Genomic DNA, 15,655 nt, shown 5'->3' on the forward strand with positions numbered 1-15,655 from the left:
CAAGTCGGGTGGCACTCTCAGTCCGTTCATCGCACCAGCCCTGTTCTGCCCGGAGGCCCACCCAGCCGTCCGGAACCCCCCTTGCAGAAGGAGTCTGCGTTGAGAGCCACCCCCCAGCGGCGTGCCACCGCGGCCGGCGCCCTCGTTGCCGCCGCAGCCATGCTCGCCGTAGGCATCCAGACCGGAACGGCCACCGCCGACGCCACCGCGTCACAGGCCGCAGTCGCCGCACCCGCACCGAAGGCCGACCCGGGCAAGACCCTGGTCAAGCTCACCCCGTCCCAGCGCGCCGACCTCATAGCCGGCGCCACGGCCACCACGGCGCAGGCCGCACGGGGCCTCGGGCTCGGCAGCCAGGAGAAGCTGGTCGTCCGCGACGTCTCCAAGGACGCCGACGGCACCACGCACACGACGTACGAGCGGACCTACGCCGGACTGCCCGTGCTCGGCGGTGACCTGACGGTCCACGCCAAGGGCGGCGTGACGCAGTCCGTCACGAAGGCCACGCAGCACACGATCAAGGTCGCCGACACCAGCCCGGCGGTCACCCCGGCCAGCGCCGAGAAGCAGGCCCTGTCCGCGGCCAAGGCCGAGGGCTCCAAGAACACCAAGGCCTCGCGGAACGCCCGCAAGGTGATCTGGGCCGCCACCGGCACCCCGGTCCTCGCCTTCGAGACCGTGGTCGGCGGACTCCAGCACGACGGCACCCCGAACGAACTGCACGTGGTCACCAACGCCAAGACCGGCGCGAAGATCACCGAGTGGCAGGCCGTCGAGACCGGCACGGGCAACACCATGTACAGCGGCCAGGTCACGCTGGGCACCTCGGCCTCGGGCAGCAACTTCACGCTGACCGACGCCGCGCGCGGCAACCACAGGACGTACAACCTGAACCGGGGCACGTCGGGCACCGGCACCCTGTTCTCCGGCCCGGACGACATCTGGGGCAACGGCAGCCCCTCCAACCTGGAGACCGCCGGCGCCGACGCCCACTACGGCGCCGCGCTGACCTGGGACTACTACAAGAACGTGCACGGCCGCAACGGCCTGCGCAACGACGGTGTGGCCCCGTACACCCGGGTCCACTACGGCAACGCCTACGTCAACGCGTTCTGGCAGGACTCCTGCTTCTGCATGACCTACGGCGACGGCGAGGGCAACAACAAGCCGCTGACGTCCATCGACGTGGCCGCCCACGAGATGACCCACGGCCTGACCTCGGTCACCGGCAACATGACCTACAGCGGTGAGCCGGGCGGCCTCAACGAGGCCACGTCCGACATCTTCGCCGCCGCGGTCGAGTTCTACGCCAACAACCCGCAGGACGTCGGCGACTACCTCGTCGGCGAGAAGATCGACATCCGCGGCAACGGCACCCCGCTGCGCTACATGGACAAGCCGAGCCGCGACGGCTCCTCCAAGGACGCCTGGTACTCCGGCATCGGCAGCATCGACGTCCACTACTCCTCGGGCCCGGCCAACCACTGGTTCTACCTGGCCTCCGAGGGCAGCGGCCCCAAGGTCGTCAACGGCGTCAGCTACGACTCGCCGACCTCCGACGGTCTGCCCGTGACCCCGATCGGCCGCGCCGCGGCCGAGAAGATCTGGTTCCGCGCGCTGACCACCGGTCTGTTCAAGTCGAACACCAACTACGCCGCAGCCCGCGTCGCCACCCTGCAGGCGGCCGCGGACCTCTACGGCGCCGGCTCGGCCACGTACAACAACGCGGCCAACGCCTGGGCGGCCATCAACGTCGGCGCCCGCATCCCGAACGGCGTCTCGGTGACCAACCCGGGCCCGCAGAGCACCATCACGGGCAGCGCGGTCAGCCTGCAGATCCAGGCCAGCAGCAGCAACGCGGGTGCGCTGAGCTACGCGGCCACCGGCCTGCCGACCGGACTGTCGATCAACTCCTCCACGGGTCTGATCACCGGCACCGCGAACACCGCGGGCACGTACAACGTGACCGTCACGGTGACCGACTCGGCCGGCCAGACCGGCACGGCGTCCTTCTCGTGGACGGTCGGCACCCAGGGGAACGTCTTCGAGAACACCACGGACTACGCGATCTCGGACAACGCGACCACCGACTCGCCGATCGCCGTGAACCGCGCGGGCAACGCCCCGAGCGCTCTCAAGGTGGACGTGAACGTGGTCCACACCTGGCGCGGTGACCTGGTGCTCTCGCTCGTCGCCCCCGACGGCACGGTGTACCTCCTGGAGGACATCACGAACAGCGACAGCGCCGACAACGTCGTGAAGTCGTACACGGTGAACGCCTCCTCCGAGGCCGCCCAGGGCACCTGGAAGCTCCGGGTCCGCGACACGGCGAGCGCCGACACCGGCTACATCAACAGCTGGAAGCTCACCTTCTGATCCACGGGTGAACCGACAGCGGTAGCAAGCCGGAACACCAGCGGAACGGCCCGGGGACCCTCGTCCCCGGGCCGTTCCGCCCGTGTGCCCGGGACCTTCGGCTCGGTCCGCCCGCTGCGGCGGGAGACCGGACCGAGCGAACCTACGGAACCGGTGGGTTCGGGTGACCGGAGGATGCGCCAAGCCCGAGAACCGATCCGCTGCCGAGCCGCCCCATCTGATCCAGGGCGGGATGGGCGTCGCCGTCTCGGGCCGGCGGCTCGCCCGTGCCGTGGCACGGACCGGCCGGCTGGGCGTGGTCTCGGGCACCGCCCTCGACGTCGTCCTGGCCCCGGGTGCTCCAGACCGGCGACCCGGGCGGCCGGGTGGAACCGCCGCTGGTGACGATCGGCAAGGGCCTCTCCTTCCTGCCGGAACTGTCACCGGGCGCACGGCCGTACGCGGCCGCCGAGGTGGTCGACTGGCTCGCTGCGGGCCTCGGCTGACCGCCGGCCCGGACGCACGGACGCCCGGACGCGGCCAGGGATACGGACACGGTGACGGACACGGTGACGGCCCGGCACCCCGCGGGGCGGCCGGGCCGTACGCCGTCCGGTGCGGCAGGGCAGCCGCGGCCCTACCGCAGCACCACCCCGGCGCCGTCGCCCGCCGGGTCCAGCGGCGTGGCCAGCAGCCCCGGTTCGGCCGGGGTCGCCAGCAGCGGGTGCGACGGCAGGATCCGCACGGTGTAGCCGAAGGGGCCCGTGCGGTCGAGCGCGAGCGGGCCCTCGTACAGCCAGCGGCCCTCGAGGTCCGGGCCGCCCGCGGGCTTGAGCGGGAAGGTACGGGCGTCCGCGATCACGTCCTCGGCGTCCACCCGGCCCGCGAGGGCCTGCACCTCCACCTCGTCGGGCGCGAGCACGTCCAGCGTGACCTGGACCCGCACGGTCAGCGTCCCGCCCAGCTCGGCCGTGCCGTTGACCGGAGTGGAGGCAGCCGCCGCCTCCACGTGGTCCACCGAGACGCGCGGCCACGCGGCCCGCACCTTCGCCTTCCAGGCGGCGAGTTCGCGGGCCGCGTCGGGCGTCAGCGCACGGTGGGCGAGGGCGGCGGGCGCGTAGAGCCGCTCCACGTACTCCCGCACCATCCGGCCAGCGAGCACCTTCGGCCCCAGCGAGACGAGGGTGCGGCGCACCATCTCGATCCAGCGGGCGGGCAGTCCGCCCGCGCCGGCCCGGTCGTAGAACCGGGGCGCGACGCGCTGTTCGATCAGCTCGTACAGCGCGGCCGCCTCGACGTCGTCCCGGCGCTCCTCGTCGGTGCCGTGCCCGTCGGCGGTGGGGATGGCCCAGCCGAAGTCGGGCTCGAACCACTCGTCCCACCAGCCGTCCAGGACGGACAGGTTCAGGCAGCCGTTGAGCGCGGCCTTCATCCCGCTCGTCCCGCAGGCCTCGAGCGGCCGCAGCGGGTTGTTCAGCCACACGTCGCAGCCCGGGTAGAGCTTCTGCGCCATGGCCATGCCGTAGTCGGGCAGGAAGACGATCCGGTGCCGCACCCGCGGGTCGTCCGCGAACCGCACCAGCTCCTGCACGAGCCGCTTGCCCCCGTCGTCGGCCGGGTGCGCCTTGCCCGCGACGACGATCTGCACGGGCCGCTCGGGATCCAGCAGCAGCCTGCGCAGCCGCTCCGGGTCGCGCAGCATGAGCGTGAGCCGCTTGTACGAGGGCACCCGGCGGGCGAAGCCGATGGTGAGCACGTCCGGGTCGAGCACGCCCTCGACCCAGCCGAGTTCGGCGGCTCCGGCCCCGCGCTGCCGCCAGGACGCCCGCAGCCGCTGCCGCACCTCCTGGACCAGCTGCTCGCGCAGCACCCGGCGCAGGTCCCAGATCTCGTGGTCGGGGATCTCGGCGACCGCGTCCCAGCGCTGCGAGCCGCCGACGGAGAGCGCGTCCTCGGTCCGGCCGGCGCCGATCTGGCGGGCGCCCAGCCGTACGACCTCCGGGGCCACCCACGTCGGCGCGTGCACGCCGTTGGTCACGGAGGTGATGGGCACGTCCTGCGGGTCGAACCCGGGCCACAGGCCGGCGAACATCTCCCGGCTGACGGCCCCGTGGAGCGTGGACACGCCGTTGGCCCGCTGGGCCAGCCGCAGGCCCATCACGGCCATGTTGAAGACGCCCGGGTCGCCGCCGGGGTAGGTCTCCCGGCCGAGCTCGAGGATGCGTTCGACGGGGATGCCGGGCAGCTCGCCGCCGTCGCCGAAGTGCCGGGCGACCAGTGCGCGGTCGAAGCGGTCGATGCCGGCGGGCACCGGGGTGTGGGTCGTGAACACGGTGCCGGCCCGGACGGCCTCCACCGCGGCCTCGAACGAGAGGCCCTCCCCTTCCAGTTCCCTTATGCGCTCCAGTCCGAGGAAGCCGGCGTGGCCTTCGTTGGTGTGGAACACCTCGGGTGCCGGGTGGCCGGTGAGCGCGCAGTAGGCCCGGACGGCGCGGACGCCGCCCACGCCGAGCAGCATCTCCTGCAGCAGCCGGTGGTCGCTGCCGCCGCCGTAGAGCCGGTCGGTCACCTCCCGGGCCGCGGAGTCGTTGTCCTCGACGTCCGAGTCGAGCAGGAGCAGCGGCACCCGGCCGACCCGGGCCTGCCAGACGTGCGCGTGCAGCGCCCGCCCGCCGGGCAGGGTCAGGCTCACCCGTACCGGTGTGCCGTCCTCCTGGCGCAGCAGGCCGACCGGCAGTTCGTTGGGGTCGAGCACGGGGTAGTGCTCCTGCTGCCAGCCGTCCCGGGACAGGGACTGGCGGAAGTAGCCGTGGCGGTAGAGCAGCCCGACGCCGATCAGCGGCACGCCGAGGTCGCTGGCGGCCTTGAGGTGGTCTCCGGCGAGGATCCCGAGCCCGCCGGAGTACTGGGGCAGGGCCGCGGTGATGCCGAATTCGGGCGAGAAGTAGGCGATGGTGGCGGGGAGTTGGGACACGTCGTCGTGCCCCTGGTACCAGCGCTCCCCGCGCAGGTAGTCGTCGAGGTCGGCGGTGACGGCGGACAGCCGCCGCAGGAACCGCCGGTCCCGCGCCAGCTCGGCGAGTCGGTCGGCGGATACGGAGCCGAGCAGCCGGACGGGGTCGCCGCCCGCACGCTGCCAGCCCTCGGGGTCGACGGTGTGGAAGAGTTCTCGGGTCTCCGCATGCCAGGACCAGCGCAGATTGCGCGCGAGGTCGTGGAGCGGCAGCAGGGGTTCCGGCAGGACGGGGCGCACGGTGAATCGACGGATAGCCTTCACGTGTTCCACCTTTGCAGGGGAAGTGCGGTTCGGAGCGGACGCACGACGCTGTGCCCCCGGGCTTCACCCCAGCAAGGCTATCCCCGGCCCGCCGCCCCCAATCCTGCTACGCCTGAGCGTCCGCCGGAGCCAGGCCGAGGGCGGGCAGGTAGCGGCGGAAGCCGTTGGCGGTCACGGCGGGGTGGGTGCGGACGGCGGTCCACTGCGGGGTGTCCGAGCCGATGCCCTCGCCCGGGGCGGCCAGCGCGGCGGCGTGGGCCGCCTCGCTGTCCCACTCGGCGTAGTTGAGGACGTGCGTGCCGTCGGTGCTCAGGTGGAAGGTGCCGGAGATGCCGCCGGCTGCCGGGGCGGGGTCGGTGCGCAGGGCGTCGAAGACGCTGTCCACCCATTCCCGCGGCGCGGCCGGGTCGCGGCCGTCGAAGCCGATCCCGACGACGACGATGCACCCCGGGACGGCGTCCGTGCCGAGGCCGAGCGAGCGGTAGGGCACGTACGTGCCGATGCCGACCCGCTCGATGCCGGGGACGGCCGCGTCGATCTCGGCGTTGCGGTCGTCGCGGAAGGTGCGGACGAACTCCTCGTACGCCTCCTCGTCCGTCCACTGCGAGTAGTGGAAGAGGGTGTCGCCGTCGGTGCCGGTGTGCACGGTGTACGACAGGAGGCCGGCGGAGGGCCAGTCGCGGGTCTCCCACGCCCTGGCGATGGCGGCCACGGTGGCCTTCTGGCGTTCGGGGGTGCCGACGCGCCAGGTGCTGGCCTTGGCGATGCGGGCGTCGGCCCGGCCGAGGTCCGGGCGGGCTTCCGCGAGCACGGCCGCGCCGATGGCGTCGGCCGCGCCGGCGGTGACGGCGTTGTTCTGCACTGCGCTGTTCCGGGTGGTCACGGTGGCTCTCCCTCACGTCGGGTCGTGGGGAGAGCCTCCGTCCTCAAGTCCGCTTGAGGTCAAGCGAGCCTGTCGTAGATGTTCCAGCCGCCGCCGACCCGGCTCGGACGCGAGCGGTCGGGGTCACCGGCGGAGACCATCGCGGTGTGGCCGCCCCAGCCGCCGCCCACCCGGCGGCGCGGCGCGTAGGGCTCGTTCTGGTTCCCCGTGCCGCAGTACAGCCACAGCACGCCGGCGCCGTCCCGGGCGACGAGATCGGCACGGCCGTCGCCGGTGATGTCGGGGGTGGTGCATGGTGTCGGGCATGCCGTCCGATCCCTTGAACGCCACCGTCCGTCACCACGACGCCGGACGGTGGCTGGTGCAGTTCTCCGCGCGGGTGCTCGTGGTCTGTCCGCGGTGCGGCGGCCGTGCGATCGTCGTACCGAGGCCGGACCTCCGTCCTCCGAAGTACTTCAGTGAACTGCTGTTCCAGCCGCGGCGGCTGGCGTGCGCCGGGTGCGGTGCGACCGCCTCCTGGGACCCGCGGACGCGGGGCGCCGGAATGGTCGGCGCGGTCCCCGGCGGCACCGAGGACCCGTTCTTCCGGCGGCCGCTGTGGCTCCAGACCCGCTGCGCCGGGCACGTCCTGTGGGCGTACAACGACGACCACGTCGAGGAGCTGGCCGACTACGTCCGCGCCACCCTGCGCGAGCGCGGGACGTACGCCTCGACCCGCGCGATGATCCCGCGGCTGCCGGCGTGGATGAAGCGGGCCGACAACCGGGCCGCGGTGCTCGCCGGCCTCGCCGACCTGCGCGTCCTCGCGGACCGCAGCGCTCCCGCCGACCGCTCGGACGCCGCCCACGAACGCGGCGACCGCCCCCGGCACCACGGCAGCCTGTACTTCCGCAGCAGCCCGTACTAGGCCCGCACCAGGCCCGTCCGGGCCGGACTTGACGTATCCGGGGACGGTGTCGAAGGCCGTCGGGCGGCGCGGCACCGGGCTTCGTATCTACCTGTGAGTAGGTGGCCACTCTCCGGATTGCCCACCCCCCGGGGCGGGAAGGGCTCCCCGGGTACAACGCACGGCGCACCCGCCTCCCCCTCTTCCCGCCACCCGAGTGAACGCGGACAGGAGCGGCCATGCCCGCAGCCCAGCTGCCCACGGAGCGGCTAGAAACAGAGCGAGCAGCGCACTTTGCAGTACCCCGAGCACCGTCAGCATCTCCTGCACCCCCAGCTCCACCCGAACGTGCCCTGCTGTCGGTATCCGACACAACCCCCAGGTGATCCCATGATCGGTCGCATTCCCGTGCTGGACGTCCGCCCCGCCGTCGACTGCGGCGCAAGGCCCGCCAAAGCGGTCGTGGACGAGGTCTTCGAGGTGAGCGCCACCGTGTTCCGCGAGGGCCACGAGGCGATTTCGGCGCACATCGTGCTGCGCAACCCCCAGGGCCGGCTCCAACCGCCCGTACCGATGCGTGAACTGGCCCCCGGCTCCGACCGCTGGGGAGCACGCATCTGCCCCACCACGGAAGGGAGGTGGACCTACGCCGTCGAGGCGTGGAGCGACCCGGTCGCGACCTGGCGCCGCCATGCCCAGATCAAGGTCCCGGCCGGGATCGACACCGATCTCGTGCTCCTCGAAGGCGCCGAGCTGTACGAACGCGCCGCAGCCAAGATCCCGAAGAAGGACGGCCGGGAGCACGTGCTCGGCGCCGCCGACGCGCTGCGCGACCCGGACCGGCCCGCCGCCGCGCGCCTCGCGGCCGCCCTCACCCCCCAGGTCGACGCCGCCTTCGCCGCCCGCCCGCTGCGCGAGCTGGTGACGGCGTCCAAACCGCTGCCCCTGCTCGTCGAGCGGCGCAGGGCGCTCTGCGGCGCCTGGTACGAGCTGTTCCCCCGGTCGGAGGGAGCGGTGGTCCCGCAGGACGGCCCGCCCGTCAGCGGCACGTTCCGCACCGCCGCCGAGCGGCTGCCCGCCGTCGCCGCGATGGGCTTCGACGTGGTGTACCTGCCCCCGGTCCACCCCATCGGCCACACCCACCGCAAGGGGCCCAACAACGCCCTGTCCGCGGGCCGTTACGACGTGGGCGTGCCGTGGGCCATCGGCTCCCCGGAGGGCGGTCACGACGCCCTCCACCCGGACCTCGGCACCATCGAGGACTTCGACCGCTTCGTCGCGCGCGCCCGTGACCTGCGCCTGGAGATCGCCCTGGACTTCGCGCTCCAGTGCTCGCCCGACCACCCGTGGGTGGAGAAGCACCCGGAGTGGTTCCGGCACCGGGCCGACGGGACGGTGGCGTACGCCGAGAACCCGCCGAAGAAGTACCAGGACATCTACCCGATCGACTTCGACCGGGACATGGACGGTCTGGTCGAGGAGACCGTGCGCGTACTGCGGTACTGGATGGACCACGGCGTGCGCATCTTCCGCGTCGACAACCCGCACACCAAGCCCGTGGTCTTCTGGGAGCGGGTGATCTCCGAGATCAACAAAAAGGACCCGGATGTCATCTTCCTGGCGGAGGCGTTCACCCGGCCGGCGATGATGCGCGCGCTCGCGGCCGTGGGCTTCCAGCAGTCGTACACGTACTTCACGTGGCGCAACACCAAGCAGGAACTGACCGAGTACCTGACCGAACTCTCCGGCGAGCAGTCCGCCGCCGTGATGCGGCCGAACTTCTTCGTGAACACCCCCGACATCCTGCACGAGTACCTCCAGCACGGCGGCCGTCCCGCCTTCGAGGCCAGGGCCGTCCTCGCCGCCACCCTCTCCCCCACCTGGGGCGTCTACGCCGGGTACGAGCTGTGCGAGAACACCGCGCTGCGCGAGGGGAGCGAGGAGTACCTCGACTCGGAGAAGTACCAACTGCGTCCCCGCGACTGGGAATCGGCCGAGCGGGAGGGACGCACCATCACCCCGCTGATCACCGCCCTGAACCGGATCCGCCGCCGCAACCCCGCTCTCCAGCAGCTGCGCGACCTCCACTTCCACGAGACGGACAACGACGCCGTCATCGCCTATTCGAAGGCGGCGGAGGGGCCGGGCGGGCGCAATACCGTACTGGTGGTCGTCAACCTCGACCCGCACCACACCCAGGAGGCGACCGTCTCGTTGGACATGCCGGCACTCGGCCTCGACTGGCACGGGTCCCTCGCGGTGCGCGACGAGCTCACCGGTGAGACGTACCACTGGGGCAGGGCGAACTACGTTCGCCTCGAACCGGGCCACAGGCCCGCGCACGTGTTCGCCGCGCTGCGCCCGTCCCCGCCGACCGGAGCGACCGGAGGGTCATCCACCTCATGATGATCAACGATCCCGTCCACGACACCTTCGAGGACACCCCCGCCAAGGACCGCGATCCCGACTGGTTCAAGCGGGCCGTGTTCTACGAGGTCCTCGTCCGGTCCTTCCACGACAGCAACGGCGACGGCGTGGGCGACCTGAAGGGGCTGACCGCGAAGCTGGACTACCTGCAGTGGCTCGGCATCGACTGCCTGTGGCTGCCGCCGTTCTTCAAGTCGCCCCTGCGCGACGGCGGTTACGACGTCTCGGACTACACGTCCGTGCTCCCCGAGTTCGGGGACCTGGCGGACTTCGTGGAGTTCGTCGACGCGGCCCACCAGCGCGGCATGCGGGTGATCATCGACTTCGTGATGAACCACACGAGCGACCAGCACGAGTGGTTCCAGCAGTCCCGGTCGGACCCGGACGGCCCGTACGGCGACTACTACATGTGGGCCGACAACGACAAGCAGTACCAGGACGCCCGGATCATCTTCATCGACACCGAGACGTCGAACTGGACCTACGACCCGGTCCGCAAGCAGTACTACTGGCACCGCTTCTTCTCCCACCAGCCGGACCTCAACTTCGAGAACCCGGCCGTCCAGGAGGAGATCATCTCGGCCCTGCGCTTCTGGCTCGACCTCGGCATCGACGGCTTCCGGCTGGACGCCGTGCCGTACCTGTACGCCGAGGAGGGCACGAACTGCGAGAACCTGCCCCGCACCCACGCGCTGCTCAAGCGGGTCCGCGCCGAGATCGACGCGCACTACCCGGACACGGTGCTGCTCGCCGAGGCCAACCAGTGGCCCGAGGACGTGGTCGACTACTTCGGCGACTTCTCGAAGGGCGGGGACGAGTGCCACATGGCCTTCCACTTCCCCGTGATGCCGCGGATCTTCATGGCCGTACGGCGGGAGTCGCGCCACCCGGTGTCGGAGGTGCTCGCCAAGACCCCGCAGATCCCCTCCGGCTGCCAGTGGGGCATCTTCCTGCGCAACCACGACGAGCTCACCCTCGAGATGGTCACGGACGAAGAGCGCGACTACATGTACGCGGAGTACGCCAAGGACCCGCGGATGCGCGCCAACGTCGGCATCCGGCGCCGACTGGCACCGCTGCTCGACAACGACCGCAACCAGATCGAGCTGTTCACCGCCCTGCTGCTCTCCCTGCCCGGCTCCCCCGTCCTGTACTACGGCGACGAGATCGGCATGGGCGACAACATCTGGCTGGGCGACCGCGACGGTGTACGCACCCCGATGCAGTGGACCCCGGACCGGAACGCCGGCTTCTCCTCCTGTGACCCGGGCAGGCTGAACCTGCCGGTCATCATGGACCCGGTCTACGGCTACCAGGTCACCAACGTCGAGGCCTCGATGACCTCGCCGTCCTCGCTGCTGCACTGGACGCGGCGGCTGATCGAGGTGCGCAAGCAGAACCCGGCCTTCGGGCTCGGCTCGTACACCGAACTGCCCTCGTCCAACCCGGCGGTGCTCGCCTTCCTGCGCGAGGCCCCGTCCTCCGGGAAGGACGGCGACGACATCGTGCTGTGCGTGCACAACTTCTCCCGCTTCCCGCAGCCCACCGAACTGGACCTGCGCGCCTTCAACGGCCGCGTCCCGGTGGAGCTCACGGGCGAGGTGCGCTTCCCGCCGATCGGCGAGTGGCCGTACCTGCTGACGCTCGCGGGGCACGGCTTCCACTGGTTCCGGCTGCACGGCGAGAGCACCCGGCCGGCCAGGCGCCGCGCATGAGCCGGCGGGAGGCGGGCAGCCGCCTCCCGGCCTCGGCAGGCGCTCGAAAGCCCCGCGGCGAATGGGTCAATCGCCGTCCCGGTGCGGACAACCCTGACCCGACACTCGCACACGACCGGACAGCAATTGCCGTGATCCGGGACACTCTGCGCATTCTGGCGGGCCCGGGGAAAGGACGCGATGCCATGTCGGAGGCTGCCTCCGCCCGGAGCCGTGCAAGGGCCCGCCGCCCGGCCGGACCACCCCACGCCCCCGGAGCGCTCCATTCCATGGAACCCATGCTGCGCGCCTGGCTGCCCCGGCAGCGCTGGTTCGCCGGCAAGGGCCGCACCCTGCAACGGCTGAGGCAGGTCTCCGCAGTGGAGCTGCTGCCGCCCGGTTCCTCCCCCGGCCTGCTGCACCTGCTCGTGGGTGTCGGCGAGGACTGCTACCAGCTGCTGCTGGGGCTGCGCCCCACGCTGCCGCCCGCCCTCGCCCCCACCCTCATCGGGCGGGCCGAGAGCGGGCCCTACGCGGGCCTCACCGTGTACGAAGGCCTCGGCGATCCCCGCCTCGCCGCACTTCTGCTGGAACGATTGCGCGCCCCCGGCGTCCTCCCCCCGCTGCGCTTCGACCGGGATCCCGCGGCCCTGATCCCGGCCGGACTCGCCGCGCGCCCGCTGTCCGGCGAGCAGACCAACTCCAGCCTGATCTACGGGGACGCGTACATCCTCAAGGTGTTCCGGCGGGTCGGCCCCGGCCTGAACCCGGACCTGGAACTGCCCAGAGCGCTCGCCGGGGCGGGCTGCGCACGGGTCCCCGCCCCGGTCGCCTGGTACGAGGCCGACCTGCCCGGCACCGAGCCGCTGACCCTGGGCGTGCTCCAGCCGTACCTGCGCGGCTCGGACGACGGCTGGCAGCTGGCCCTGCGCCGGCTGCGCTCCGGCGCCGACTTCACCGCCGAGGCCCGTGCCCTGGGCCGGGCCACCGCCGAGGTGCACAGCACCTTGGCGGCCGCCCTCCCCACCGCGGCGCTGGGAGCGGACCGGACCGCGCGGCTCGCGGCCGGGATGACGGCGCGGCTGGCCGCCACCGCCCGGGAGGTGCCGGCGCTGCGCCCGTACCAGAGCGGGCTGCGGGCCGCCTTCGACGCGCTGGCCGCGCTGCGGGGGCACGCCGTGCCCGCCCAGCGGATCCACGGCGACCTGCACCTGGGGCAGACCCTGCGCACGGCCGACGGCGGCTGGTCGCTGATCGACTTCGAGGGCGAGCCGGCCCGTCCGCTCGCCGAACGCCGCAGCCCCGAACCGGCGGTGAAGGACATCGCCGGGATACTGCGTTCCTTCGACTACGCGGCCCGCTCGCACCACCCCTTCGACCCGGGCTGGGCGGACGCCTGCCGCGCCGCCTTCTGCGAGGGGTACGCCGTCACGACCGGCCGCGACCCGCGGGCGGACGCGGTCCTGCTGCGCGCGTACGAAACCGACAAGGCCGTCTACGAAACCCTCTACGAGGCCCGGCACCGCCCGGACTGGCTGCACGTGCCGCTCGCCGCCGCGCAGCGGCTCGCCGCTGCCGCCGGCGACCGCGGCGGCCCGGCCGGCGGCAGCAGCGGGCCGCCCTCCCCACCCCCCGCCGCACCCCGCACCCCCCACCGTCCACAGACCCCGAGGAGGCCGCACACGTGAGCGCCGCCCGTCAGCCGTCCCCGCCCGTGACCGCGCCAGCCCCCGCCGAGACGGTCCCGGCCGCCGCGGCGGCCCCCGTGCCACCCGCGCCACCGGCCAAGCCGCGTACCCCGCGAGCCCGCAAGGCGCCCAGGGCTCCCAAGGCGCCGGGCGGTGTCCGGCCCGCGCCCGCGCTCGGCGCCGAGGACCGCGCCCGGCTCCTCGAAGGCCGTCACCACGACCCGCACGCCCTGCTCGGAGCGCGCGTCCACCGCGACGGGGTGTCCATCCGCGCCCTGCGGCCGTTCGCACGGACGGTGACGGTGGTGGCCAAGGGCCTGCGGGCGCAGCTGCGCGACGAGGGCGACGGGTTCTTCGCCGGACTCCTCCCGCTGGCCGAGGTCCCCGACTACCGGCTCCTGGTGGCGTACGGCGACGACGAGATCGAGGTCCACGACCCGTACCGGTTCCTGCCCGCGATCGGGGAGCTGGACCTGCACCTGATCGGCGAGGGGCGCCACGAGGAGCTGTGGACCGCGCTCGGCTCCCGGCCCATGGAGCACCAGGGCGTCACCGGCACCCGCTTCACGGTCTGGGCGCCCAACGCCCAGGGCGTGCGCGTCACCGGCGACTTCACGTACTGGGACGCGACCGCGACCCCGATGCGCTCGCTCGGCAGCAGCGGGGTGTGGGAGCTGTTCCTGCCCGGGGTCGGCGAGGGCGCGCTGTACAAGTTCGACATCACCCGCCCCGACGGCTCGCACACGCTGCGGGCCGACCCGATGGCCCGGCGCACCGAAGTGCCGCCCGCCACCGCCTCGGTGGTCACCGACTCGCACCACGTCTGGAACGACGGCGCGTGGATGGCGTCGCGCGGCTCGCGGCCCGTGCACGCGGCGCCGTTCTCCGTCTACGAGGTCCACCTGCCCTCCTGGCGGCCCGGCCTCTCCTACCGCCAGCTGGCCGAGCAGCTCCCGGCCTACGTGAAGGACCTCGGGTTCACCCACGTCGAACTGATGCCGGTGGCCGAGCACCCCTTCGGCGGCTCCTGGGGCTACCAGGTCACCGGCTTCTACGCGCCGACCTCGCGGATGGGCACCCCGGACGACTTCCGCCTCCTCGTGGACTCCCTGCACCAGGCGGGGGTCGGGGTGATCGTCGACTGGGTCCCGGCGCACTTCCCGCGGGACGAGTGGGCGCTCGCGGAGTTCGACGGGCGGCCCCTGTACGAGCCGCAGGACCCGCGCCGGGCCGCGCACCCGGACTGGGGGACGCTGGAGTTCGACTACGGCCGCAAGGAGGTCCGCAACTTCCTCGTCGCCAACGCCGTGTACTGGTGCGAGGAGTTCCACGTCGACGGGCTGCGGGTGGACGCGGTCGCCTCGATGCTCTACCTCGACTACTCGCGCAAGGACGGCGAGTGGTCGCCGAACGAACACGGCGGCCGGGAGAACCTGGACGCGGTGGCCTTCCTCCAGGAGATGAACGCGACGGTGTACCGGCGCTGCCCGGGGGTGGTGACCATCGCGGAGGAGTCCACGGCGTGGGACGGCGTCACCCGGGCCACGCACCACACCGGCCCTGGGGGCTTCGGCGGCCTCGGTTTCGGGCTGAAGTGGAACATGGGCTGGATGCACGACTCTCTGGGCTACGTGGAGCACGAGCCGGTCCACCGCAAGTACCACCACCACGAGATGACCTTCTCGATGGTGTACGCGTACAGCGAGAACTACGTCCTGCCGATCTCGCACGACGAGGTGGTGCACGGCAAGCAGGCGCTGGTCTCGAAGATGCCGGGCGACTGGTGGCAGCAGCGGGCCGGGCACCGCGCCTACCTGGGCTTCATGTGGGCCCATCCGGGCAAGCAACTCCTTTTCATGGGGCAGGAGTTCGCCCAGGGAGCCGAGTGGTCGGAGGCCTCCGGCCCGGACTGGTGGCTGGTGGACCCGGCGTACGGGGCCGCCGCCGACCACCTCGGCGTGCGGGACCTCGTACGGGACCTGAACACCGAGTACGGCGCGGCGCCCGCGCTGTGGGAGCAGGACACGGTGCCCGAGGGCTTCGACTGGGTCGAGGCGGACGCCGCCGAGGACAACGTCTTCGCCTTCCTGCGGTACGCGGCCGACGGCTCCCCGCTGTTGTGCGTCAGCAACTTCTCCCCGGTGGTCCGGCACGACTACCGGCTGGGGGTGCCGGAGCGCTTCCCGCTGTGGCAGGAGGCCCTCAGCACGGACGCGGTGCGCTACGGCGGCAGCGGGGTGGGGAACCCGGACCCGGTCAAGCCGGAGCCGGTCCCCTGGCACGGCCGCCCGGTCAGCCTGCGTCTGACCCTGCCGCCGCTGGCGACGGTCTGGCTCAGGCCGCAGGGGTGAGTACGCGTGTGGCGGGGGGGGGGGGGGGGGGGGGGGGGGGGAGGGGGGGGGGGGGGGGGGCCAGGCAGCGGTGAGGAGGAGGTGTGTCTATGTC

General features: G+C 72.5%; 10 protein-coding genes. 7 read left to right on the forward strand and 3 right to left on the reverse strand.

The features are described 5' to 3' along the window. Positions 1–159 precede the first annotated feature (159 nt). A complete protein-coding gene (locus tag ACZ7H1_RS02895; protein ID WP_470783183.1) occupies positions 160–2,376 on the forward strand; it encodes a M4 family metallopeptidase in 2,217 nt (738 codons plus the stop codon). Positions 2,377–2,711: 335 nt separating this feature from the next. Further along, complete coding sequence (locus tag ACZ7H1_RS02900) at positions 2,712–2,861, forward strand: hypothetical protein (RefSeq protein ID WP_470783140.1); 150 nt, start codon at positions 2,712–2,714, stop codon at positions 2,859–2,861. A gap of 131 nt (positions 2,862–2,992) precedes the next feature. On the opposite strand, the gene glgP is transcribed toward ACZ7H1_RS02900, so the two are convergent. From glgP to ACZ7H1_RS02915, 3 genes are all read right to left on the reverse strand, one after another. After that, complete coding sequence (gene glgP / locus ACZ7H1_RS02905) at positions 2,993–5,632, reverse strand: alpha-glucan family phosphorylase (RefSeq protein WP_470783141.1); 2,640 nt, start codon at positions 5,630–5,632, stop codon at positions 2,993–2,995. 106 nt (positions 5,633–5,738) lie between these two features. After that, positions 5,739–6,443, reverse strand: a complete 705-nt coding sequence (locus tag ACZ7H1_RS02910) for an antibiotic biosynthesis monooxygenase (protein WP_470783185.1) — start codon at positions 6,441–6,443, stop codon at positions 5,739–5,741. 131 nt (positions 6,444–6,574) lie between these two features. Then, positions 6,575–6,745, reverse strand: a complete 171-nt coding sequence (locus tag ACZ7H1_RS02915) for a hypothetical protein (RefSeq protein ID WP_470783143.1) — start codon at positions 6,743–6,745, stop codon at positions 6,575–6,577. Positions 6,746–6,819: 74 nt separating this feature from the next. On the opposite strand from ACZ7H1_RS02915, the gene ACZ7H1_RS02920 reads away from it, so the two are divergent. The 5 genes from ACZ7H1_RS02920 (at position 6,820) to glgB (ending at position 15,561) form a co-directional block, all read left to right on the forward strand. Further along, positions 6,820–7,422, forward strand: a complete 603-nt coding sequence (locus tag ACZ7H1_RS02920) for a hypothetical protein (protein ID WP_470783144.1) — start codon at positions 6,820–6,822, stop codon at positions 7,420–7,422. Positions 7,423–7,791: 369 nt separating this feature from the next. Further along, positions 7,792–9,807, forward strand: coding sequence for an alpha-1,4-glucan--maltose-1-phosphate maltosyltransferase (locus ACZ7H1_RS02925; protein ID WP_470783145.1), 2,016 nt, complete (start codon positions 7,792–7,794; stop codon positions 9,805–9,807). Further along, positions 9,804–11,543 carry a maltose alpha-D-glucosyltransferase gene (gene treS, locus ACZ7H1_RS02930; protein ID WP_470783147.1) on the forward strand — a complete coding sequence of 580 codons (1,740 nt, stop codon included), beginning with the start codon at positions 9,804–9,806 and terminating at the stop codon, positions 11,541–11,543. The genes ACZ7H1_RS02925 and treS overlap by 4 nt, the downstream gene beginning before the upstream one ends. A gap of 185 nt (positions 11,544–11,728) precedes the next feature. Then, the gene (locus tag ACZ7H1_RS02935; RefSeq protein ID WP_470783148.1) at positions 11,729–13,210 is read left to right on the forward strand and encodes a maltokinase N-terminal cap-like domain-containing protein; all 1,482 of its coding nucleotides are present in this window, start codon (positions 11,729–11,731) and stop codon (positions 13,208–13,210) included. Then, positions 13,207–15,561 carry a 1,4-alpha-glucan branching enzyme gene (gene glgB, locus ACZ7H1_RS02940; RefSeq protein ID WP_470783150.1) on the forward strand — a complete coding sequence of 785 codons (2,355 nt, stop codon included), beginning with the start codon at positions 13,207–13,209 and terminating at the stop codon, positions 15,559–15,561. Before ACZ7H1_RS02935 ends, glgB begins: the two co-directional genes overlap by 4 nt. The last annotated feature ends 94 nt before the right edge of the window (positions 15,562–15,655 follow it).

The sequence above is a fragment of the Streptomyces sp. NPDC037401 genome (assembly GCF_055602345.1).